This window comes from Gammaproteobacteria bacterium (assembly GCA_030680605.1).
Classification (GTDB): domain Bacteria; phylum Pseudomonadota; class Gammaproteobacteria; order SURF-13; family SURF-13; genus JAQBXX01.
The window spans coordinates 79,455-100,552 of the sequence record JAUXUQ010000010.1 but is presented as its reverse complement, the minus strand read 5'-3'; the positions used below and the strand labels follow the sequence as shown (position 1 = coordinate 100,552).

The following is a 21,098-nucleotide window of genomic DNA, read 5'->3' as shown; positions in this document are numbered from 1 at the left end:
AGGGCAGACAGCTTATACTCTGTCTTAAAGGCGCCCTCATGAGACTTGCAATCCAGAGGGGGATGTACTTTAATCGTCCGATTGAAACAACAAACTCGAAAGCCGCCAAGGAGCGGGCTGTGCAACTCCTTCAACAAATTATTACTTTTCATGTAAACAGGCTTTTCCCGGAGCGACAATTCCTGTATCGCTGTCACGGGCGGGTGCGTTATATTTCCGTGTCACGCAACCTCCAGCTGGCGCTCAGTTTGCTGGTACTGATAGCGGTCATGTTGGCAAGCGCAGCCTGGATCAAGTCACTGCCCTACTCGGACATGGTCGCATCCTACCGCAAGGCCCTGTCCTCAAAGGAAGCCTTGATTGCCCGCCTCGCTGCCGAGCGCGATAGCGCCCAGGCCCAAGCTCACAGCCTGAGCAACGATGTCACTGCGCTGCATGCACAACTCTCAGCCGCCCTTAACCAGACGGCCCAGATCAAGGACGCTCAGGTCAGCCTGATGGCACAGCTCCAGGAACGCACCAAGGCAAACGCCGACCGGCTGGAAAAGGCGATCAAGCTCACAGGCCTGGATATTGGCGCACTGAGCAAAAAGAAAGATTCCGGGGTGGGTGGTCCCTATCTTAAAACCAGCCCAGACCCCAAAAAGACCAGCAGCCTCTTTACTAACATGCAGGATGTGTTCGAAGATAGCGTGCTCGAACTCGAAACCCAGATGAACAGGTGGGCAAACCTCGAAGGGTTGTTTGAGCGGCTACCGGTCGCTGCCCCGCTCAACACTGGCTACCTGTCGAGCCAATTCGGCAAACGCCGCGATCCCTTTACCGGTCGATGGGCCATGCATAGCGGCCTTGATCTCTCCGCCCCACGCAACACACCTGTTTATTCTACCGCGCCAGGTGAGATCACCTTCGCTGACCACCATGATGCCTATGGTTACATGGTGGAAATCGATCATGGCCTCGGCCTGACCACACGTCACGGTCATATGAACAAATTGCTGGTCAAGCCCGGCGACAAGGTTGCCCTGCACCAAAAAATCGGGTTGGTAGGCTCGTCCGGCCGCAGCACCGGCCCGCACTTGCACTATGAAGTGATGTTCCAGGGTGAACAGCAGGATCCGGCCTCGTTTCTGAAAGCTGGCAAGTATGTTTTTCAGGAATAACGAGGGTACGCCCTTGAACAAGCACAAGCATAGTAACGCCCCCTCCATTTTGGGCGCAGACCTCACCATCACCGGCGATCTCACTACCGAAGGTGAAATACATATTGACGGCACTGTGAACGGCAACATCAGCGCCGACAAGCTGACAGTCGGGGAACACGCCCATGTCGTGGGCGATATACGCACTCGCGAGATCATCATTCAGGGCGAAGTGCGGGGTCTGATTAACTCCGACATCGTGCAGCTTTCCCAAACCGCCAAGGTCAGGGGCAACATCGTGTGGCACAACACGCTGGGGATTGAAACCGGGGCTCATTTCGATGGCCAGTGCAAACATGCTGATACACAGACTGATACCGGATCTCCCATCACCACGCTTGAGACCCCGGATCGCTTCGCTCAGCACGCCTGACTGACACCATGCACGTCTACGCATCGCGTCTAGTGCTGATCCTTGTTGGCATGACCGTGCCGCTGACAGTGTTTGGCGCTGTGTACAAGTCGGTCGGTCCCGATGGCAGGGTGACTTACTCTGATCAGCCACAGCCGGGCGCAACTGAAGTCGATCTGCCAAAATTCCCCCCCGCGACACCACTGCCAGCACCTGCGACCACCTCCACCACCGCGCCTGCCGCCAGCGTGCCGGAGGACGGGGCACAGAATGCCGCGCCCTCCTTCAAAGGCTACACTTCACTTTCGATCGTGACCCCCGCAAACGACGCTACCGTACGCGAAAACACCGGCAACGTCGAAGTGATGGTGGTGACGGTGCCTGAGTGGGATTCGCAGTGGGGACACAGCATCAAGGTCTTGCTTGACGGCCAACCCTTGCCGGACCGCTACACCTCGCCAACATTTCAATTAAAAAATGCCGACCGTGGCACGCACACACTGCAAGCCGTCGTACTCGATGCCAAACAAGGCGAACTGATCACCTCGTCCACTGTCACCTTCCACATGAAGCGACACTCGGCACAATTCATCAAGGCTGGCCCACTGATGGCGCCTAACTTCAACCCACCTGCCTACCCCGCCCCAGACGCACCATAATGGTGCAATACGCCCCGCTTTAGTCTATCCTGTAACCTCGCAAGGCTTGAACCGGTATGTGGTCGGTTCACTTAATATACTGTTTATTATAAGTATTACTGTCCCAGCTCGGGCGCTGGTTTAATTCTTGCACTGGCCGGGTAACGGCTGCAATACCCATGACACGCACAGCACTCTATTCAAGCATCATCGAAAACCTCAATACTGCGGTATTGCTGTTCGACCGTACGTTACGCCTGCGTTATACCAATCCGGCGGGTGAAATGTTGTTCGCCAGCAGCGCCCGCCAGATGCGTGGTGTGGCGGCACGTGACCTCATGCCGGATGCCACCACCTTCACCAACTCCATGCAGCGTGCGCTCGCCACACTACATCCGTTCACCGAGCGAGAGTTACAGCTACGCCTCGCCGATGGCACGCTGTCGACGCTCGATGCCGTTGCCACACCCCTCAGCGAGCAGGAGCTGCTGCTGGAACTCAGCCGCGTCGATCAGCACCTGCGTATCACGCGCGAGGAACATCTGCTGGCGCAACACCATGCACACCGCGCCGTGCTGCGCGGGCTGGCGCATGAAATCAACAACCCGCTCGGCGGCTTGCGCGGCGCGGCACAATTGCTGGAGCGCGAGCTATCCTCGGAAGGCCTGCGGGAATATACGCGCATCATTATCGGCGAAGCTGACCGGCTGCAAAATCTGCTCAAGCGCATGCTCGGGCCCCAAGGCCTGCCTCAGCGCCGCGCCACCAACATCCATGAGGTGCTGGAGCGGGTGCGCAGCCTGGTACTGGCAGAGGTGCCGGACGGCGTACACGTACAGCGCGATTATGACGTAAGCATTCCCGAGCTGGACGCCGACCCCGAGCAACTCATTCAGGCCCTGCTCAATATCGTGCGCAACGCCGGGCAGATGCTCGGCGAGCAGGGTGTCATCCGCTTGCGCACGCGCATTCAGCGCCAGTCCACCATCGGCCAGAAGCATCACCGCCTGGTGGCGCGTATCGACATCATCGACAACGGTCCCGGCATTCCCGAGCACCTGATCGATAACATTTTTTACCCGATGGTCACTGGACGGGCCGAGGGCACGGGGCTCGGCCTCTCCATCGCGCAGGGGCTCATCAATCAGCATGGCGGACTGATTGAATGCAGCAGCCGCCCCGGTGAAACTATTTTTACCCTGCTGTTACCGACAGATAACGGAGCACAACCATGACTGACAAAGATCGCGTCTGGGTCATCGATGATGACCGCTCCATCCGCTGGGTGCTGGAAAAGGCGCTGCAACAGGCCAATATGGAGGTCACCTGCTTCGACAGCGCGACCCGTGTGGGCGCTGCGCTCGCGCGGGAGCAGCCCGACGCACTCATCAGCGACATCCGCATGCCGGGCACCGATGGCCTGGCACTGCTGGCCGAAGTGAACACGCGCTACCCCGAACTCCCGGTCATCATCATCACCGCCCATTCCGATCTGGACAGCACGGTGGCGGCCTACCAGGGCGGGGCCTTTGAGTATCTACCCAAGCCCTTTGACACCGATGAAGCCGTTGAAGTAGTGCGGCGCGCCATTGCCCATCAGCGCCAACGCGCGCCCCGCCCGGTCACGGAAACACCCGCCAGCGCGGAAATTATCGGCGAGGCTGCATCAATGCAGGAAGTGTTCCGCGCCATCGGGCGGCTGTCACGCTCGCACATCACGGTGCTCATCAACGGCGAATCCGGCACCGGCAAGGAGCTGGTCGCACACGCGCTGCATCGCCACAGCCCGCGCGCGGACAAGCCGTTTATTGCCCTTAACATGGCGGCCATCCCGCGTGACCTGCTGGAATCGGAGCTGTTCGGCCATGAGCGCGGGGCGTTCACCGGCGCACAGACCCAGCGCGAAGGACGCTTTAAACAGGCGGATGGCGGTACCCTGTTTCTGGACGAAATAGGCGACATGCCTGCCGAGCTGCAGACGCGGCTGTTGCGCGTGCTCTCCGATGGCGAATTCTACCGTGTGGGCGGCCACCAGCCGATCAAGGTCAACGTGCGCATTATTGCCGCCACCCATCAGGATCTGGAACAACGCGTACAGCAAGGCGGCTTCCGCGAAGATTTGTTCCATCGCCTCAACGTCATCCGCATTCACATCCCGCCGCTACGGCAGCGACGGGAGGACATCCCGCTACTGCTGCGGCATTTTCTGGTGCAGGCCGCACAGGAGCTGGGTGTGAAGCCGAAACGCCTGCGCGCTGACACAGAAATCTTCCTCACCAAACTGGATTGGCCGGGCAATGTACGTCAAATGGAAAACATCTGCCGCTGGCTTACCGTGATGACGGTCGGCGAAGTGGTGCATCCGGATGACCTGCCGCCCGAGCTGAGTACCGCCGCAGCCCAGGCCTCGGGCAGCGAAAATTGGGAGTCCGCCTTGCGGCGCTGGGCAGACCAGCGCCTCACGCGTGGCGACAGTGACCTGCTCGCCAATACCACACCGACCTTTGAACGCATCATGATCGAGTGCGCGCTCAAACATACCGGTGGCCGCCGGCTCGAGGCCGCACGCCTGCTGGGTTGGGGCCGCAACACCCTGACGCGCAAAATCAAGGAGCTGGGCATGACGGCGGCTGAATAGCCCGCGCGGCATTATGGATCTCGGCGACTCCTTGGTAACATAGAGCCGCTGTTGCCCCCTGCCTTCAGGATGCAACATTATGGATATCAAGAAACCTTAGCCCTGATGACTGCCGCGCGACGTTACCTGCTGACACTCACCTGTCCCGACCGCCCGGGCATCATCGCTGCCGTGAGTGCGTTTATCGCCGGTCATGCCGGTACCATCAGCGAAAGCGCCAGCCACAGCGAGCCCGCCACCGGCCATTTCTTCCTGCGCCAGGAGATCGTTGCCGAATCGCTCCCGTTCGACACCCAGGAACTCCGCACACGCTTTACCCCCATTGCCGATGCATTCAACATGCAGTGGCGTGTCAGCGATACGGCTGTCCAAAAACGCATCGTGCTGCTGGCGAGCACGCAGGATCACTGCCTCGCCGACCTGCTCTACCGCTGGCGCAGCAAGGAATTTGACTTCGACATCCCTTGCGTCATTTCCAATCACGACAGCCTGCGGAAACTGGTGGAATGGCATGACATCCCGTATATCCATGTACCGGTAACCGCGCACGACAAAAAACTTGCCCACGCCAGAATTCTGGACCTGTGCGAACAACACGCGGCGGATGCCATCGTCCTCGCCCGCTACATGCAAATCCTGCCGGATGATTTCTGTAACGCCTACCCCAACCGCATCATCAATATCCATCATGGCCTGCTGCCCGCCTTTGTCGGCGCGCGGCCCTACCATCAGGCCTTTGAGCGCGGGGTAAAGCAGATCGGCGCCACCTGTCACTATGTCACCCACGAGCTCGACGCAGGCCCCATCATCGACCAGGACGTGATCCGCGTCGATCACAGTGAGGCAGCAGAGGATCTGGTTCGTCTGGGGCGCGACGTGGAAAAAAACGTGCTCTCGCGCGGCGTGCGCTATCATGTAGAAGACCGGGTGCTGGTACATGGCGCCCGCACCGTGGTATTTAAATAAGCTGAACTGCAGAACTGGTTATCCAAGCCCCGAGGGAGTATGTATGCTAATGCCATCACTCAGACACCGCGCAACAATTCTACCGTTCCTGTTAATAGCCCTCTTGGGCATCACCACCGAAGGCCGGGCCGACAACACCCATGGCTACACCATAAACAGCATCACACATGCCGATGCTGGCGACACATCGATACTGATCGGCACCCATTGCACGCACGACGTCACCTCGATCAAGGTGGAGGTAACCTCCGTCAAAGCGGTATCTCTCGCCGAGGTTCATGTGAGCGCTTTTTTTATGATGCGGACAAAAATCTGATCCAGTCACATTACCGGCCGCCGACGGCGCCCTGCGGTTTTGTGGGTCATGAAAAACCGGCCCAAATACCCATCATGTATGAGGCAGGAAAACCGCGCATCTTCTACTTTCCCACCGAAGGGCCGCGCCCTCTGCCGTGGAAAAGCATCGTCGTGTTGTTTGGTGATGACGAGAAAGTGATTGCCCAGGTCTATCCTGCTGGTGACCCGCGCGATTTTGATTTTCCGGAGCGGAAGTTGCTGGTACCACGCTGAACGGAAGCCGCCGCCTTATCTGCAGCAGTCGTCTATGCCGGGAAAGGACTTGAGCGACCCCACCAGTTGCGAGACGTGAGTTAACTGGTGGCGTTGCAAATACTCTGCGATGCCGGTGTTTATTTTTGGGCACACCAGCGGGTCATAGAACAGCGCCGTACCGACGCCTATGGCGGAAGCCCCGGCAATGAGAAACTCCAGCGCATCCTCTGCCGTCAGGATGCCCCCCTGGCCGATAATGGGTATCTTGTGCCGCTTCGCCACCTGATACACCTGACGCACCTTGAGCAGTGCGATGGGCTTGATCGCCGGGCCAGACAGCCCGCCCTGGCCGTTACCCAAGACCGGTGTACGCCTTTCGATGTCTATCGCCATGCCCATTAGGGTGTTGATGACCGCAAACGCATCGGTGCCCGCCTCGATACAGCGGCGCGCGTTCTCGGCTATGTCAGTCTGATTTGGCGAGAGCTTGGTGATGAGCGGCTTCCTGGTCTGCGCGCGGCAAGCCGCTACCACGCGCGCCGACATGTCGGGGTCGTTGCCGAAGGCCACACCGCCCTCTTTCACATTGGGGCAGGAAATATTGATCTCCATCGCGTCGATGGGTGAATCGTCAAACAGGCGCGTGACCTCGACATACTCCTCGATGGTGGAACCGGACAAATTGGCAATGAAACGTGTCTCACTGAAATCGAGCGTCGGCAGAATAGACTTGATTACATGTTCGGTACCGGGGTTTTGCAGGCCGATGGCATTCAACATCCCCATCGGCGTTTCCCACACCCGGTGCGGCGCATTGCCGAGGCGCGGGGCGAGAGTAGTCCCCTTAAGGCACACCGCGCCCGCGTCGCGATTGGAAAAACCATTCACGCGCGTGTATTCTTCACCGAACCCCACACAACCGGAGAGCAGCACGAGCGGCGTATTGAAGCGCATGCCGCAGAACTCCATGCCCAGCATTTTCTGCTGCAACTCGTCCATTAACATCCCCCCTTAATAAAGGGGGGCAAGGGGGGATTTTTAGAGGCGCCCATATGCTCCATGTCGTCCTGTTCGAGCCGGAGATTCCACCCAACACCGGCAACATTATACGCCTGTGCGCGAACAGCGGGGCGCAATTGCATTTAATCAAGCCACTCGGCTTCAGCCCCACCGACAGCAAGCTCAAGCGCGCCGGGCTGGATTACCACGACTGGGCCAGCGTGCATCAGCACGACAACCTCGATGTCTTCAAATCAACCGTGCGGCCCCCGCGCCTGTTCGCCATCTCCACGCGCGGCACGCACAATTATGCGGAAGCTACCTATCGGCCGGAGGATGCGCTTTTATTCGGCCCCGAAACCCGTGGCCTGCCCCAGCCTGTGCTTGATGCACTGCCCAGGAACCACATTCTGCGCATCCCCATGCAACCCCACAACCGCAGCCTCAATCTCTCCAATGCCGTCGCGGTAGTGTTGTACGAAGCCTGGCGGCAACAGAGTTTTTCCGGAGCGGGGTGAGCTGGTTTACTGCTTTGCGTGGTGGGTAAGTTGAGGTACATTACAGCACAGCAACGTTAAAACGCAGCCGACCTGTTACGCTGCCTACATCGGACAATTAAGGAGACAGCACCATGAGCAAAGGCATGGACAGCAAGAAGCAAGCCAAGAAAAAGCCAGCCAAGACCATGAAGGAAAAACGGGAAGCGAAGAAGGCCAAGGTGCAGACCCGGCACGTTTAAAAAGCATTATCCCGGGCTAACCCCGGCCGATAGTCGCCAGGCAGTACTACACCCGCATTAAAACTGCCGCACCCTGCGGCCAGTTTTAATAGTTACGGTTTGCGCGCCCCTACCACCACCAGCACAATCCCGCCAACCAGTGCCAGCACTCCCAGCACGGGCGGCAACGGGATGGTCTTTTCAGTCTGGGCCGTGGCCTGTAACGGGCCCATATCAATGATCTTTTCCTCACTGGTATAGGTGATGCCCTGATAGGAAAGGGCGACCACGCCAAGCAGGATCAGGGCAATACCGGTTATCGTTGCTGATTTCATGGCGCTGCCTCCCTCGATTCAAGCCGACATTAAAAACTCCAGGCTCAACAGCTGTTACGGTAACAGAACAGCCCGGCTACGTCTTGCAAGAGTGACTCTTGGCTGGCTTATTGTTTCTCTGCAACGACACGGCCCTCGGCGTTTACAAATACCCGGTAGCGATTACCATCCGTGCACGACACAATGTGGTCGTTGTCCCCTTGCTGTGTGGCACTGACGACCTGGCCACAGGACAGGCCCAGCAACGCAATCACGCTCGTCATGTCCTTGAGCAGCGCCGGGTCATCTGCGGCGAACGACGGTGCAGTAAACAATACCGCCATCACAACGGTCAGCGCCCGAGCCTTTACATATTTATTCATGGTATCTCTCCTGCCCTCAAATTAGAGGCTTGCAAACTTGACCGGATCCGACAGAATGCCCCAGATCGCATCACGCGACGCAACGATTTCACTGGCCAGCGATCGATCTCCGTCCTGCAGCAGCGAGAGCACCTTGAGGAGCAGCCGATCATATGCTTGCCGGAGTTCGGCGAGGGTGGCCTTGGCACGCCCCTGGTAGAACGCCCGGAATTGATTCAGCAGATCGTCCACCTGATTCTTGAGCGTAATTTTGGTGAACACACCGATGGCCTTGGTCTCTCGCAGTCGCTTCTCCAGCGCCGCCATATCCAGCGCCGCCTGCTGCTGTCCCGTACGTGGAGTACTCTCTTTCTTCTGGGGCGGCTCCGCGAGCACGGGTGCTGCGGGTGGCTGTGCGGGGGGCTTGGCGCTCGCCGCCTGGGTCTTGGCAATGCTGGTATCCGTGGCGCGGGGGGCAGATGGCGTGGCCGGGCGAGTTAGCGGCTCTGCCACCACGGGCGGCGGGGCTGAATCAGCCACCGGCTCGGCCACGGTGGATACGACAGGTGGGTAGACCTCCGGCTCGGCAGTAACAGCCGGCGTCACTGAATGAACCACCGGGTCATCTGCAACGGTCTGTTCGTCTGCGACGACTTCCGCCTGTGTCACGCTCTGCGGAGGCGGCGCGCGGTCCAATCCGGCGCAACCCGCCGTCAGGAGCACAAGGAGGAACCCAACGGTACGCACCGAGGTGGCAGCACTACTCTCAACCGAACTGCTGCTCATACGTCCTCCCAACTCACCCAGGCTTATCCCACCATTATCTAAGACGCATTGGTTGATAAATCGTTCTGCCGACAAGGCGCTATTTTGCGCTTGCAGCGTTCGCCCTACAAGCCAATCAGCCCAACAGATAACGAGGGGTAAAGCACTGGCTGGGCAGGCTTTGTTCGGATGAGGTGCAGCAGAACTCGGAAACTTATCTGGACGGGAGATTAAGGCGTTTCTGCTTTTTGTTCGCGCTGGAGTAATGTCTGGACGGCGGCGCGGGGGCTCTTGCCTTCGTGCAACACGCTGCATACCTGCTCGCTGATAGGCATTTCGATGTTGTGCACCTTGGCCAGGCGCACGACTTCGCGCGCAGTGGCTACACCTTCCACGCTTTGACCGATATCGCACAGTGCATCCGTGAGCGCTGTGCCGCGCGCGAGCGCGAGCCCCAGGCGGCGGTTGCGTGATTGATCGTCAGTGCAGGTGAGCACCAGATCACCCAGCCCCGCCAGCCCCATAAAGGTTTCGCGCTGGCCGCCAAGGGCTACGCCCAGGCGCATCATCTCGGCAAGGCCGCGGGTAATGAGCGCGGCGCGGGTATTGGCGCCAAAGCCCAGGCCATCGGCGATGCCGGCGGCAATGGCAAGGACATTCTTGACCGCACCCCCCAGCTCCACGCCAGTCACATCGTCCGAGGTATAGGCGCGAAAACTATCGCCGTGCAAGGCGGCGGCAAGTTCGGCAGCAAACGCTGCATTTTGCGTGGCGACGGTGACGGCGGCTGGCAATCCCGCAGCGACTTCGCGGGCGAAGGTGGGGCCGGAGATAACAGCAAACGGGCGTGCGTCACCCATGACCTCGCGAGCAATCTGATGTGGCAGACTTCCGCTACCGGGCTCCATACCTTTAGTGGCGCAGGCGATGCGTAACGATGGTGACAGGTGGGCAGCAAGCAGTTTCAGTGTTTCGCGAAATGCGTGGCTCGGCACAGCAATGAGACTGACACTTGCCGTGCCGAGCGCATGCGCCAGATCAGAGGTCGTCGTCAGATTTTCAGGCAATACGGCTTCGGGCAAGAAACGTGTGTTGCAGCGTGTTTGCACCAGTTGCGCCATGAGCTCCGCATTGCGGCCCCACAACACGGTCGGCCGGCCATTGCGCGCCAGCCGAATGGCCAGCGCCGTACCCCATGACCCGGCACCAAGGACGGCGATGGACGGACAGGCGGCTGTCACCGCCGTGGCGTCATCACTGGTAGCGGCAACGGATGCAGGCTACTAGTGCTCAACTTCCTTGTCCGTGCCCTGCTGCTTCTGCTGCTGCATATGCGCGTAAACGGCATCGAAGTTGACCGGCGAGAGCAGCAGCTGCGGGAAGCCACCCTTGGCGACGATGTCGGCGACGGCTTCGCGCGCGAATGGAAACAGGAGGTTGGGGCAGAAGCTACCCAGCATGCGCGCCAGGTCATCCGGCGCAAAGCCCTGGATGGTGAAAATACCGGCCTGCTGTACCTCGGCCAGGAACGCAGTCGTATCGTCCAACTTGGCGGTCACGGTTACAGTCAGCACGACCTCGTGCACCGCTTCCTCGTGCTTGATCGCCTTGCTCTGCAGATGGAGGTCAATGTGGGGCGCCCACTGTTCATTGAATATCTGCGGTGTATTCGGCGCCTCGAACGAGAGGTCCTTAACGAACACTTTCTGGATGGTAAACTGCGCGGTATCTGCAGCGGCGGGTTTTTGCGGGTTTGTTTTTTCGGCCATGATCCTTTCCTGAGAAGTATGGTGTTAACCGGCTCCCATCTGGCGCGCCAGGCATGGCTGTAGCAGCAACGCTTCCAGCCTGCCGTTTCGCTCTAGCTGCGCGAGTTCCTCGAAGCCGCCGATATGCGCGTCGTTAATGAAAATTTGCGGCACACTGCGCCGCCTGCTCTTCAGCTCCATTTCATGACGCAAATCCGCCTGCTCGTCGACACGATGCTCCGTGTAGCGCACCCCCTTGCGCTCCAGCAACTGGCGGGCGCGCGCACAATAAGAGCACATACCGGAACTGTAGATGACGACATTGGTCATGTTCATTTCGTTACCAGCGGCAGTTTGGCATCCTTCCAGGCCATGAGACCACCGGCCAGTTTATACACCTTGGTGAAACCGTGCTTGCGCAGAATGTCGCCTGCGCGCGCCGAAAGCTGGCCTGCCTGACAGGTCACGACGAAGGGGCTCTCCCGCATGCTGTCGAGCTCCTTGAGCCGTGCCTCAAGCCCGGCCAACGGGATATGGATGGCATTGACGATATGCCCAGCGCTGAAGTCGGTCTCCTCGCGCACATCGAGCACGACTGCGCCTTCGCGGTTAATCAGCTGGGTAGCGGCCTGGGGCACGACTGACTTGAACCCAAGCAGTGTTTCCGACAGCAGGTTTGCCGCCAGCAGCACGCTGACGGTCAGCAGCGCCAGAAAGAGCACCCAATGATTAATGACGAAGGTAAAAAACTGTTGCATGGTTCCGGTCGCTAGCTGCGGGGCTGCGCTAAGCGCGTAAACGCTATATAATAACGGCCTTTGAACCCATCTGCATCAGTAATTTAAAATACACCGCCTATGCCATCCGCACACAAGCCTTTGGCCCTGATCATTCTCGACGGCTGGGGCTACAGTGAGAAGCCTGCAGGCAACGCCGTGCGCAACGCGCGCAAGCCTGTATGGGAGCGGCTCTGGAACACCTACCCGCACATGCTGTTGCGCACCTCGGGCACCGATGTGGGCCTGCCTGCCGACCAGATGGGCAACTCTGAAGTCGGCCACCTGAACCTCGGCGCCGGCCGCGTCGTATATCAGGAATTTTCGCGCATCAGCCGCGCCATCAAGAGCGGCGCATTTTTCACCAACCAGACGCTGACGCGGGCCGTAGACAAGGCTGTTGGCAGTGGCAAAGCTGTGCATATCATGGGCCTGCTCTCGCCGGGCGGCGTGCACAGCCACGAGGAGCACATTCTTGCCATGCTGGATCTGGCGGTAAAACGTGGTGCCAGGCAGGTGTATGTACATGTCTTCCTCGACGGCCGCGACACCCCGCCACGCAGCGCAGCGGCCTCCATCAAGGCATTGGAAGACAAATGCACGGCACTCGGCCACGGGCGCGTCGCCTCCATCATCGGCCGCTACTATGCCATGGATCGCGATCACCGCTGGCCGCGCATCCAGGCCGCCTACGACCTCATCACCCAGGGTCAGGCAGCGTTCCAGGCGCCGACGGCAACTGCGGCGCTGGAGCAGGCCTATGCACGCGATGAATCCGACGAATTCGTCAGGGCCACCGCCATTGTGCCCACCGGCGCGCAGCCGGTGGGCATGACAGACGGCGACGTGGTGGTGTTCATGAACTTCCGCTCCGATCGCGCACGCCAGATCACGCGGCCCTTCATCGAGCCTGACTTCGAGGGATTTGAGCGCGCCCTCAAGCCCAGACTCGGCGCCTTTGTGAGCCTGACCGAATACAACGACAAATTCGACGTGCCGGTGGCCTTTCCGTCCGAGCGCCTGCACAACGTGTTCGGCGCCTACATCGCGCGCCACGGCCTGCGCCAGTTGCGCATCGCCGAGACCGAGAAGTACGCGCATGTCACCTTCTTTTTCAACGGCGGCGAGGAGCAACCATTTGAGGGTGAAGACCGTATCCTCATCCCTTCGCCCAATGTCGCCACCTACGACCTGCAACCGGAGATGAGCGCCAGTGAGGTGACCGACAAGCTGGTTGCCGCGATTGCAGGCGGCAAATACGATGTCATCATCTGCAATTTTGCCAATCCCGACATGGTCGGCCACACCGGCAATTACGCCGCCACGATCAAGGCCATAGAGGCACTGGACACCTGCCTGGGCCGGGTACACGAGGCGCTGCAGAAAGCGGGCGGCGAGATGCTCATCACCGCCGACCACGGCAATGCCGAGCAGTTGATTGGCGATGGTACCGGCCAGGCCCACACCGCGCACACCACCAACCCGGTGCCGCTGATTTACGTGGGCCGTCCTGCGCACCTTAGCAATGACGGCGTGCTGGCGGATGTCGCCCCCACGATGCTGGTGCTCATGGGGCTGCCGGTGCCAGCGGAGATGAGCGGCATCCCGCTGGTGGAGCTTGCCCCCTAAGGTGCCCTGACTTGACCAGAGGCCCTCTGACAGCCTGTCGCTGGCTGCTGTTGGCCACCGCGCTGCTCATACACAACGCGGGCCCCGCCGTCGCTGCCGACGACGACATCACCCACACGCGCCAGGAACTCGAACAACTGCGGACGCGCATACAGGCCTTGCGTGCCACGCTCGCCAACGAACACGCCGCCCAGAATGAGCTGGTGAATTCGCTCAAGACCAGCGAACAGGCCATCGGTCGCATCAACCAGCGCCTGCGCCGGCTTGACGCCGACGTGGAGGCGCACAACGCCCAGCTTGCCCGTCTGCAACAGGATCGGGGGCGACTGGCCGACGCAATGAGCGCCCAACGCAACACCCTCGCCGCGCAAATCCGCGCGGCCTACCTGATGGGGCGCCAGGACCGTCTTAAGCTGCTGCTCAACCAGCAAGACCCTGCCCGGGTGGGGCGCAGCCTGATATACTACGATTATCTGAACCGTGTCCGCACCGGGCACATCGTGCGTGCGGAGACAGACCTTGCACGCATGGCAGCGGCGGAGCACGCCATCGGCCAGCAGCGCATGCAGCTGGCCAAACTGCACCGCGCGCAACAGCAGGAGAAGGAGATACTGGACGAGGGTCAGCAGGCGCGCACCCTGATCCTCGCCCGCCTCAACACCGACATTCAGCGCAAAGATACCGATCTTGCGCGGCTGCTGGAAGATGAGCGCGCACTCGATGCACTGCTGCAACGCCTTACATCGGCGCCGCGCCCGCCGGACAGCCCGAGCCACACCGCGTTTGCGGCGCTCAAGGGCGCACTCCCCTGGCCCGCCCCTGGCACAGTTACTGCACCGAGCAGCGAGCGGTCACGCGCACAGGGCGTGTTGATTGAAGGCCACGCCGGCGACACGGTGCAGGCGGTATCGCCCGGCCGGGTGGTGTTTGCCGAATGGCTGCGTGGCTTCGGTTTATTGACCATCATAGACCACGGCGACGGCTACATGACCCTGTACGGACACAATCAGGCCCTGTATAAGGGGGTGGGCGATTGGGTGGAAGCAGGCGAGAGCATCGCTGCAATGGGGGTCAGTGGCAGCCACAAACGCCCCGGAGTATATTTTGAAATACGTGAGCAAGGCCTGCCGCGCGACCCGCTCGCCTGGTGCCTGCCACAGGAACCAAAACGCGGCAGCAACAACTAAAGAGCAGGCGCACCCTAAACGGCGTCACGGAGTTATAAATGAAGCCCACACTACGCACCTTCCTCATGCTGGCACTCGGGCTGGTACTCGGCGCATCGCTCACCATCGGGCACAGCGTCTTTGCCGACCGCGAAAACATGGCAGACAGCAGCCTGCCACTCGCCGAGTTGCGCACCTTCACCGAGGTCTTTGGTCGCGTCAAAAGCGACTACGTCGAAGCCGTGGACGACAAAACCCTGCTCAACCATGCCATACAAGGCATGCTGGCGGGGCTGGACCCGCACTCCGCCTACCTCGATGCCGACGCCTACAAGGAACTGCAGATCGGCACCAGCGGCGAATTCGGCGGCCTCGGCCTTGAAGTCAGCATGGAAAACGGCCTCGTCAAGGTAATCTCGCCCATCGATGACACGCCCGCCAGCCGCGGCGGCATGCAGGCCGGCGACCTGATTGTCCGTCTTGATGACGTACCGTTGCAGGGCATGAGTCTGAACGATGCCGTCAAGATGATGCGCGGCGACGTCGGCACCAAAATCACCCTCACCGTGTTGCGCAAGGGCGAAGAAAAACCGCTCAACATCATCCTCACGCGCGCCGTAATCAAGGTGAAAAGCGTCAAGTTCCGCACGCTGACACCGGGCTATGGCTATGTGCGCGTCTCGCAGTTCCAGGCCCAGACCGGCACCAATTTGATTGAGGCCGTCAGCCAGCTCAAGAAAGACAACGGCGGCAGCCTCAAGGGCATGGTGCTCGACCTGCGCAATGATCCGGGCGGTGTGCTGAGCGCGGCGGTGACCGTCAGCGACGCCTTTATCGAAAAGGGTCTGCTCGTTTACACCGAGGGCCGGGTCAAGGATTCCAAGATGCGCTTTACCGCTACTCCCGGTGACGTACTCAAGGGCGCGCCGATGATTGTGCTGGTCAATGGCGGCTCGGCCTCGGCCTCGGAAATCGTGGCCGGTGCACTGCAAGACCACAAGCGTGCCGTCATCATGGGCAGCAAGACCTTCGGCAAGGGCTCGGTACAGACCATATTGCCTGTCACCAACGACACGGCGTTGAAGCTCACCACGGCGCTCTACTACACGCCCAACGGGCGCTCGATACAGGCCGAGGGCATCATGCCCGACATCATCATCGACAACGTCAAGGTGACTGTGGGCGAAGGCTCCGTGATGGAGCCGCTCAAGGAAGCCGACTTGACCCGCCACCTCACCAACGGCAATGGCGACAAGGCCAAGAGCACCAGTGATGCAGGCGCGGCACAGGGCGACAGCAAGGAGCCGCTCATCAGCAGCGACTACCCGCTGCACGAGGCCCTCACCCTGCTCAAGGGCATGGCGATACTGCAATCGCGCAGCAGCAATGAATAGCGCTGCGCACTGCCTGCGGCGGGCCCACCACTAGCCGGAGCCCGCGGCATGCCTCGCGTACTGGTTCCTCTCGCCCAGGGCTGTGAAGAACTCGAGGCCGTCACCCTCATCGACCTGCTGCGCCGCGCGGGCATCAGCGTTGTTACCGCCGGCCTCGACGCCGAGCCGGTAGTGGCCAGCCGTGGCACCCGGCTGCTGGCCGACACCACGCTCGATGAAGCGCTGAAGCTCGACTACGACATGGTAGTCCTGCCCGGCGGCCAGCCCGGTAGCGACAACCTCAACAACGACGCCCGCATCCATTCCCTGCTGGAAAAAATGGCGCACGGCGGAAAATTCACCGCCGCCATCTGCGCCGCACCCACCGTGCTCGCGCACGCGGGCCTGCTCGACGGCAAACGCGCCACCGGCTTTCCCGGCACGCTGGAAAAACTCGCCGCACCCAACATCACGATTGAAAATAATCCTGTGGTCAAAGACGGAAAGGTCATCACCTCGCGCGGCCCCGGCACGGCGATGGATTTTGCGCTGGAACTGATTGAGTTATTGTCGGGGAAGGAAAAGCGGGATGCGGTGGAGGCTGATTTGCAGCGGCCACATCAATAGCAACGTTCACAGCATCAAGCGATACCTGAATACACAAGCAGGGGAGTATTCCCTAGGTTTCATTTCATTCCACCCATGCTACTCACTGCCCCCTTGAATGCGCCTTGCACAAGCCAGTTACACTAGAGCAACCCCAAGGTCTTGCAGTATTCTCTTTGCCAGTTTAAGAGCCTTTCCGGAATCCCTTGATGTTATGGTTAGAGCCGTATCATAGTCAGCGCCATTGCGCTTAATCCTAGAATCATCGAGCCGATTTGCAAGTGCCAAATGGCCCTTACAGTAATAATGGGCACGGACTTTTTTGTGTACGCCGGGTGACTTGTCGGTGATACCAGCCTTATTTCTTGCCTCAAGAAAAGCGCCATAATACGCTTTGGAGATGACGGCCCGAGCACGGGCTTCGTCGTGCGGATTTTGCTGCGCAAACAACCAGCCAGCGAGGTGATAGAAATCGACAGGGTTGAAAGCCATTTAGGCCTGCGACACTACGACAAAAGGCAGTATTGCACGAAGGGTCGGGTCACTAGTTGCTTTAACAAAAAAACTATCCTCAATATCCATAAGATTATCAAAATCTTCTATCCCAGAATGAACAATAAAAACTGGTTTGATCCACCCCTCTTCAGGATCAGTATGCATGACGGTATCTATTTGCACGTCGCCATAAGTATCATGTATTGCCACTAGCAAATAATCCAACCCCTCCAAAGAAACTTGTGAGGAACGAAGGAGAAAATCCGCCAACTCGGATGTCATCCATGGCTGCGAAAATTTCGCGGTAGCGTAGCTGTACTTACCTGTGAAGATGCTGCTTAAGTGTGAATATGTCGCAGAATTTGTTGATGCGCGGTAAGCAGCATCCAATATGCTTTTGCTGCACTGTTCTTCCATGTCTGGCTGTGCAATCACTGGCAAAGAGTGCATAGCAAGCATTCCCGCCATCAATACTGGATTAAATTTACTTAATGCTTGGTTGTAGTAAATATCATACATATTCTGGCTCTAGTGCCTTGATGGTTTCTGGCTTTAGGCAATCAAAAAATACTTTCTTATTTGCTGTATGTATTGTCTCCAACTTGTCAGAAAATTCGCTAAGCAAACCTTCTAATGTCTCGCCTTGTTGGTTGGCAATAGTGTCAACATCAACAATCAGCCCTTGCTTGGACTCGCCAGTATGCAGGGTGGCTGTTGCAGATGACACCATCTGAACCACATGAATGAAGTCACCTCTCGGAATGTCTAACCGAATTTGAAATGCCTCATCTTTTAATTTATGCCCAGCAAGAGTTACGTCAAAATTTACGAGTGACACCTGTTCTCGAAGGTCAGTTGCGGGAAGCAAGTCAATATACTTGAGCGAGTACCGATCTACAGACTTTATAACATTTGCACCTTTCAGAGCGTCCATTACCTTAATAATTGCTGGCTTGAAACTATTCCAGCCAGGGTACGGATATTTAAAACCAACTGAAACACTACGGTCGCCAATGTTGATATAAAATTGCCCCCAGTCGAGTCGGCTCAATGGCGCAAACCGCAAGTTCGGATCTTCATCCCGCATAACTTGGGGTAACTGCGACAGTGGAAGCTGCTCAATCTTCTTGTCGCCATCAAGATTTCCAAATAACAAGCCTGGCAATACACCTCCGGCCGGAAATGCGCTAGTGAAACGCACCTCAAACACGGCATCTATCAGCGGTTCTTTCTTAAGTTTTTTTGGAAGAGTTTGCATAGCATATAACAGGGATCGTAAGTTCACACAGGGTACAGCACTACATAACTGACGGTCAATCCGGCCCCTATTAATCACATCAACACTAAAGTGGTTAGAGCCTACCCTTTAATGAGCCTGCTATTTATCATCCGGCCACGCGGCGATCACCAGCAGCCCACCCAAGCCAGCCAGCACCCAGGTCAACAGTGGCGCATCACCCAGCATGGTGGGCGCAAAGCCGTCGAGGCCCTTGACGATGGCGGCGCTGATGATGAGCGCGCTGCCGACAATGACGCTGTAGTTGCGCCGCTGCGCGCGGCGGATTTCACGCCGCAGCTTGGCGATTTCGTCCGACTTCCACTCCACCTTTGATTTGCCTTCGTGCGCCTGTTGCAAAAAGTCGTGCACCAGCAGCGGCAGGTCGGGCAGTTTTTCCGCCCACACCGGCGCGTTTTCCTTCAGCGCCTTGAGCAGGCCGCGCACGCCGACCTGTTCGCTCATCCAGCGCTCCAGAAACGGCTTGGCGGTCTGCCATAAATCCAGTTCCGGATACAGCTCACGGCCCAGGCCTTCAATGGCGAGCAGGGTTTTTTGCAGCAGCACCAGTTGCGGCTGCACTTCCATGTTGAACTGGCGCGCGGTCTGGAACAGACGCAGCAACAACTGGCCGAAGGATATCTCGCTTAAGGGGCGCTCGAAGATGGGCTCGCACACGCTGCGGATGGCCGCCTCGAATTCGTCCACCCGCGTGCCCGGCGGCACCCAGCCGGCATCGACATGAGCCTCGGCCACGCGCCGGTAGTCACGGTGGAAGAAGGCGAGCAGGTTTTCCGCCAGATAGCGCTGGTCGCGCGTGCTGAGCGTCCCCATGATGCCGAAGTCTACCGCCATGTAGCGGCCGTCCTTGGCAACGAAGATGTTGCCGGGGTGCATGTCGGCGTGAAAAAAGTTGTGGCGGAATACCTGGGTGAAAAATATCTCGACCCCGTTCTCGGACAAGCGCTTGAGATCGACCCCCTGCTGTACCAGACTTTTGACATGGCTGATCGGCGTGCCGAAAATGCGCTCCATCACCATCACGTTACGGCGCGTGAGCGGCCACACGATCTCCGGCACGTAGAGCAGGTCGGAACCTTCAAAGTTGCGCCGTAACTGGCTTGCATTGGCTGCCTCGCGCAACAGGTCGAGCTCGCCCAGCAAAGTCTTTTCAAACTCGGCCACCACGGCCGTCGGGCGCAGGCGCTTGCCGTCGGCCCAGTAGCGCTCGGCCAGCCCTGCCACGGTGTAGAGCAGGCTTACGTCACGGCGGATGGCCCGCTCAACATTGGGCCGCAGCACCTTGATGATGACCTGACGGCCATCGAACAACTGCGCGGCATGCACCTGGGCGACCGAAGCGGAGGCCAGCGGCGTTTCGTCGAATTCCTTGAAGACCTCAAGCACGGGTTTTTCATACGCCTGCTCGATAAACGCACGCGCCTGTGCGCCGGGAAACGGCTGCACCTGGTCTTGCAGCAAGGCCAGTTCGTGGGCGATGTCTTCCGGCAGCAGGTCGGGGCGGGTGGACAGCAGTTGGCCGAACTTGACGAAGATCGGGCCGAGGTCTTCCAGCGCACGCCGGATACGCACGGCACGCGGCGCCTGCTTGCCCCGCAGCCAGTACCAGGGAAACAGATAGAGCACATAGCGCACCGGACGGAACAAATGGGTGGCAAGTATGATTTCATCCAGACCGTGCCGAACCAGCACGATGTTGATGTACAGCAGGCGCAGCATCTGGCGCGGCGAGATCATGGTGGCGGGCCTTTTTTCGTGTCTGCCAGACGGCGTATACGCTGCTCCAGCCGCGCGACGTCATCGCGCAACGTATCCACTGCTGCGTTGAATGCCTCGGCCTCTTCCTGCGTCGGCAGGTTGCGCGCCTCTTCCTGCTGATACTCGGCAAAGTCCTGCATCAGCGTAGCCAGCGTTTGCTTGCCCCAGACGCGCGTGCTGCGCACGGCGTGGCCGATACTGTGTGCCGCCACATCACCCGTTACTTTGGAGAGCTGCTCTTCCCAGTCGATGTCGATGCTGTCAAACACGGTCTTGAAGCGCTGCCCCAGTTCCACGTCGCCGTTGAACTCCACGGTGCCGGAGGAAAATGCCGCACGCGATTTGTCACCCGCGCCCATGCGCAGCAAGGCGCCGCTGCTGCCGCGCAGACGCGCGGCCACCGGGCCGTCGTAGCTGCTGAACACCCGCAGGCTGTCGGCCTCCACCTGCATCACCCACTCCCAGTCAAAATCGGTAAGCTCTACCGCCACCGCCTTGCCGGACAACGCCGCGAGTTGGCGCTGAGTACCTGCGTCCATCGCCAGATAGCGATTGAGCGCGGCCTCAAAAATTACCGCCAGCGGTGCAGGTAATGGGCGACTCAAAAGGCACCTCTAAAAACGCGCCCTTTTCTCCAATACTGCGTTACAGCTTGTCTCCGCTGCTCACATACTAACTTGTATGCTCCGCTACTCACCTGCGCTGCGCCTTGTCTTGAATAAAAATTCATCATTTTTAGAGGCA

At 59.1% G+C, this 21,098-nt stretch carries 26 protein-coding genes; 13 read left to right on the top strand and 13 right to left on the bottom strand.

Translation table 11 applies throughout. The annotated features are described in order from the left end of the window. Positions 1–218: 218 nt before the first annotated feature. From Q8L89_05220 to Q8L89_05185, 8 genes are all read left to right on the top strand, one after another. Positions 219–1,163: a M23 family metallopeptidase gene (locus tag Q8L89_05220; GenBank protein MDP1708449.1), complete on the top strand. Its 945-nt coding sequence runs from the start codon at positions 219–221 to the stop codon at positions 1,161–1,163. Then, entirely contained in the window at positions 1,147–1,575 is a 429-nt protein-coding gene (locus Q8L89_05215) for a polymer-forming cytoskeletal protein (protein ID MDP1708448.1), read from the top strand. The genes Q8L89_05220 and Q8L89_05215 overlap by 17 nt, the downstream gene beginning before the upstream one ends. 8 nt (positions 1,576–1,583) lie before the next feature. Next, complete coding sequence (locus Q8L89_05210; GenBank protein MDP1708447.1) at positions 1,584–2,213, top strand: DUF4124 domain-containing protein; 630 nt, start codon at positions 1,584–1,586, stop codon at positions 2,211–2,213. Positions 2,214–2,371: 158 nt separating this feature from the next. Next, positions 2,372–3,427: a nitrogen regulation protein NR(II) gene (glnL, locus tag Q8L89_05205; protein ID MDP1708446.1), complete on the top strand. Its 1,056-nt coding sequence runs from the start codon at positions 2,372–2,374 to the stop codon at positions 3,425–3,427. Then, on the top strand, positions 3,424–4,830 hold the full coding sequence (glnG, locus tag Q8L89_05200) for a nitrogen regulation protein NR(I) (protein ID MDP1708445.1): 1,407 nt from the start codon (positions 3,424–3,426) through the stop codon (positions 4,828–4,830). The genes glnL and glnG overlap by 4 nt, the downstream gene beginning before the upstream one ends. Before the next feature lie 105 nt (positions 4,831–4,935). Then, a complete protein-coding gene (gene purU / locus Q8L89_05195; GenBank protein ID MDP1708444.1) occupies positions 4,936–5,796 on the top strand; it encodes a formyltetrahydrofolate deformylase in 861 nt (286 codons plus the stop codon). A gap of 49 nt (positions 5,797–5,845) precedes the next feature. Beyond that, positions 5,846–6,112 (top strand): hypothetical protein, encoded by a 267-nt coding sequence (locus tag Q8L89_05190; protein MDP1708443.1) that lies wholly within the window; start codon positions 5,846–5,848, stop codon positions 6,110–6,112. Positions 6,113–6,186: 74 nt separating this feature from the next. Continuing rightward, complete coding sequence (locus Q8L89_05185) at positions 6,187–6,366, top strand: hypothetical protein (GenBank protein ID MDP1708442.1); 180 nt, start codon at positions 6,187–6,189, stop codon at positions 6,364–6,366. 15 nt (positions 6,367–6,381) lie between these two features. Here the strand turns inward: Q8L89_05185 and Q8L89_05180 are convergent, their stop codons facing one another. Then, positions 6,382–7,347, bottom strand: a complete 966-nt coding sequence (locus Q8L89_05180; GenBank protein ID MDP1708441.1) for a dihydroorotate dehydrogenase — start codon at positions 7,345–7,347, stop codon at positions 6,382–6,384. 53 nt (positions 7,348–7,400) lie between these two features. Here Q8L89_05180 and trmL point away from each other — a divergent pair, with 53 nt between their 5' ends. Continuing rightward, the gene (gene trmL, locus Q8L89_05175; GenBank protein MDP1708440.1) at positions 7,401–7,865 is read left to right on the top strand and encodes a tRNA (uridine(34)/cytosine(34)/5-carboxymethylaminomethyluridine(34)-2'-O)-methyltransferase TrmL; all 465 of its coding nucleotides are present in this window, start codon (positions 7,401–7,403) and stop codon (positions 7,863–7,865) included. Between the two features lie 313 nt (positions 7,866–8,178). On the opposite strand, the gene Q8L89_05170 is transcribed toward trmL, so the two are convergent. The 7 genes from Q8L89_05170 to Q8L89_05140 form a co-directional block, all read right to left on the bottom strand. Beyond that, positions 8,179–8,400: a DUF3185 domain-containing protein gene (locus Q8L89_05170; protein MDP1708439.1), complete on the bottom strand. Its 222-nt coding sequence runs from the start codon at positions 8,398–8,400 to the stop codon at positions 8,179–8,181. Positions 8,401–8,507: 107 nt separating this feature from the next. Next, complete coding sequence (locus Q8L89_05165; GenBank protein ID MDP1708438.1) at positions 8,508–8,762, bottom strand: hypothetical protein; 255 nt, start codon at positions 8,760–8,762, stop codon at positions 8,508–8,510. 21 nt (positions 8,763–8,783) lie between these two features. Beyond that, positions 8,784–9,527, bottom strand: coding sequence for a hypothetical protein (locus Q8L89_05160; GenBank protein ID MDP1708437.1), 744 nt, complete (start codon positions 9,525–9,527; stop codon positions 8,784–8,786). A 209-nt stretch (positions 9,528–9,736) separates the two neighbouring features. Then, positions 9,737–10,747: an NAD(P)H-dependent glycerol-3-phosphate dehydrogenase gene (locus Q8L89_05155; GenBank protein MDP1708436.1), complete on the bottom strand. Its 1,011-nt coding sequence runs from the start codon at positions 10,745–10,747 to the stop codon at positions 9,737–9,739. 42 nt (positions 10,748–10,789) lie between these two features. Further along, entirely contained in the window at positions 10,790–11,275 is a 486-nt protein-coding gene (gene secB / locus Q8L89_05150; protein MDP1708435.1) for a protein-export chaperone SecB, read from the bottom strand. Positions 11,276–11,299: 24 nt separating this feature from the next. Continuing rightward, entirely contained in the window at positions 11,300–11,584 is a 285-nt protein-coding gene (gene grxC / locus Q8L89_05145) for a glutaredoxin 3 (GenBank protein MDP1708434.1), read from the bottom strand. A 2-nt stretch (positions 11,585–11,586) separates the two neighbouring features. Continuing rightward, positions 11,587–12,012 carry a rhodanese-like domain-containing protein gene (locus Q8L89_05140; protein MDP1708433.1) on the bottom strand — a complete coding sequence of 142 codons (426 nt, stop codon included), beginning with the start codon at positions 12,010–12,012 and terminating at the stop codon, positions 11,587–11,589. A gap of 99 nt (positions 12,013–12,111) precedes the next feature. Here Q8L89_05140 and gpmI point away from each other — a divergent pair, with 99 nt between their 5' ends. Genes gpmI through Q8L89_05120 form a run of 4 tightly spaced genes read left to right on the top strand, consistent with a single transcriptional unit; the run spans position 12,112 to position 16,825 of the window. Next, the gene (gene gpmI, locus Q8L89_05135) at positions 12,112–13,659 is read left to right on the top strand and encodes a 2,3-bisphosphoglycerate-independent phosphoglycerate mutase (protein ID MDP1708432.1); all 1,548 of its coding nucleotides are present in this window, start codon (positions 12,112–12,114) and stop codon (positions 13,657–13,659) included. Positions 13,660–13,670: 11 nt separating this feature from the next. Continuing rightward, a complete protein-coding gene (locus tag Q8L89_05130; GenBank protein ID MDP1708431.1) occupies positions 13,671–14,846 on the top strand; it encodes a peptidoglycan DD-metalloendopeptidase family protein in 1,176 nt (391 codons plus the stop codon). Positions 14,847–14,884: 38 nt separating this feature from the next. Then, on the top strand, positions 14,885–16,219 hold the full coding sequence (locus Q8L89_05125) for a S41 family peptidase (protein ID MDP1708430.1): 1,335 nt from the start codon (positions 14,885–14,887) through the stop codon (positions 16,217–16,219). Between the two features lie 48 nt (positions 16,220–16,267). After that, entirely contained in the window at positions 16,268–16,825 is a 558-nt protein-coding gene (locus Q8L89_05120; GenBank protein MDP1708429.1) for a DJ-1/PfpI family protein, read from the top strand. 117 nt (positions 16,826–16,942) lie between these two features. On the opposite strand, the gene Q8L89_05115 is transcribed toward Q8L89_05120, so the two are convergent. The 5 genes from Q8L89_05115 to Q8L89_05095 form a co-directional block, all read right to left on the bottom strand. Beyond that, positions 16,943–17,296, bottom strand: a complete 354-nt coding sequence (locus Q8L89_05115; protein MDP1708428.1) for a hypothetical protein — start codon at positions 17,294–17,296, stop codon at positions 16,943–16,945. Beyond that, on the bottom strand, positions 17,297–17,818 hold the full coding sequence (locus Q8L89_05110) for a hypothetical protein (protein ID MDP1708427.1): 522 nt from the start codon (positions 17,816–17,818) through the stop codon (positions 17,297–17,299). Continuing rightward, entirely contained in the window at positions 17,811–18,557 is a 747-nt protein-coding gene (locus Q8L89_05105) for a TIGR04255 family protein (GenBank protein MDP1708426.1), read from the bottom strand. Before Q8L89_05105 ends, Q8L89_05110 begins: the two co-directional genes overlap by 8 nt. 120 nt (positions 18,558–18,677) lie before the next feature. Further along, entirely contained in the window at positions 18,678–20,333 is a 1,656-nt protein-coding gene (ubiB, locus tag Q8L89_05100; protein ID MDP1708425.1) for a ubiquinone biosynthesis regulatory protein kinase UbiB, read from the bottom strand. Then, the gene (locus Q8L89_05095; protein ID MDP1708424.1) at positions 20,330–20,959 is read right to left on the bottom strand and encodes an SCP2 sterol-binding domain-containing protein; all 630 of its coding nucleotides are present in this window, start codon (positions 20,957–20,959) and stop codon (positions 20,330–20,332) included. The genes ubiB and Q8L89_05095 overlap by 4 nt, the downstream gene beginning before the upstream one ends. Between the last annotated feature and the right edge of the window lie 139 nt (positions 20,960–21,098).

Bases quoted from the DNA above. Each gene is read 5' to 3' on its own strand.
- Q8L89_05215 (MDP1708448.1), top strand. From the start codon at position 1,147: ATGTTTTTCAGGAATAACGAGGGTACGCCCTTGAACAAGCACAAGCAT.
- Q8L89_05210 (MDP1708447.1), top strand. From the start codon at position 1,584: ATGCACGTCTACGCATCGCGTCTAGTGCTGATCCTTGTTGGCATGACC.
- glnL (MDP1708446.1), top strand. From the start codon at position 2,372: ATGACACGCACAGCACTCTATTCAAGCATCATCGAAAACCTCAATACT.
- glnG (MDP1708445.1), top strand. From the start codon at position 3,424: ATGACTGACAAAGATCGCGTCTGGGTCATCGATGATGACCGCTCCATC.
- purU (MDP1708444.1), top strand. From the start codon at position 4,936: ATGACTGCCGCGCGACGTTACCTGCTGACACTCACCTGTCCCGACCGC.
- Q8L89_05190 (MDP1708443.1), top strand. From the start codon at position 5,846: ATGCCATCACTCAGACACCGCGCAACAATTCTACCGTTCCTGTTAATA.
- Q8L89_05185 (MDP1708442.1), top strand. From the start codon at position 6,187: ATGTATGAGGCAGGAAAACCGCGCATCTTCTACTTTCCCACCGAAGGG.
- Q8L89_05180 (MDP1708441.1), bottom strand. From the start codon at position 7,347: ATGGACGAGTTGCAGCAGAAAATGCTGGGCATGGAGTTCTGCGGCATG.
- trmL (MDP1708440.1), top strand. From the start codon at position 7,401: ATGCTCCATGTCGTCCTGTTCGAGCCGGAGATTCCACCCAACACCGGC.
- Q8L89_05170 (MDP1708439.1), bottom strand. From the start codon at position 8,400: ATGAAATCAGCAACGATAACCGGTATTGCCCTGATCCTGCTTGGCGTG.
- Q8L89_05165 (MDP1708438.1), bottom strand. From the start codon at position 8,762: ATGAATAAATATGTAAAGGCTCGGGCGCTGACCGTTGTGATGGCGGTA.
- Q8L89_05160 (MDP1708437.1), bottom strand. From the start codon at position 9,527: ATGAGCAGCAGTTCGGTTGAGAGTAGTGCTGCCACCTCGGTGCGTACC.
- secB (MDP1708435.1), bottom strand. From the start codon at position 11,275: ATGGCCGAAAAAACAAACCCGCAAAAACCCGCCGCTGCAGATACCGCG.
- grxC (MDP1708434.1), bottom strand. From the start codon at position 11,584: ATGACCAATGTCGTCATCTACAGTTCCGGTATGTGCTCTTATTGTGCG.
- Q8L89_05140 (MDP1708433.1), bottom strand. From the start codon at position 12,012: ATGCAACAGTTTTTTACCTTCGTCATTAATCATTGGGTGCTCTTTCTG.
- gpmI (MDP1708432.1), top strand. From the start codon at position 12,112: ATGCCATCCGCACACAAGCCTTTGGCCCTGATCATTCTCGACGGCTGG.
- Q8L89_05125 (MDP1708430.1), top strand. From the start codon at position 14,885: ATGAAGCCCACACTACGCACCTTCCTCATGCTGGCACTCGGGCTGGTA.
- Q8L89_05120 (MDP1708429.1), top strand. From the start codon at position 16,268: ATGCCTCGCGTACTGGTTCCTCTCGCCCAGGGCTGTGAAGAACTCGAG.
- Q8L89_05115 (MDP1708428.1), bottom strand. From the start codon at position 17,296: ATGGCTTTCAACCCTGTCGATTTCTATCACCTCGCTGGCTGGTTGTTT.
- Q8L89_05110 (MDP1708427.1), bottom strand. From the start codon at position 17,818: ATGTATGATATTTACTACAACCAAGCATTAAGTAAATTTAATCCAGTA.
- Q8L89_05105 (MDP1708426.1), bottom strand. From the start codon at position 18,557: ATGCAAACTCTTCCAAAAAAACTTAAGAAAGAACCGCTGATAGATGCC.
- ubiB (MDP1708425.1), bottom strand. From the start codon at position 20,333: ATGATCTCGCCGCGCCAGATGCTGCGCCTGCTGTACATCAACATCGTG.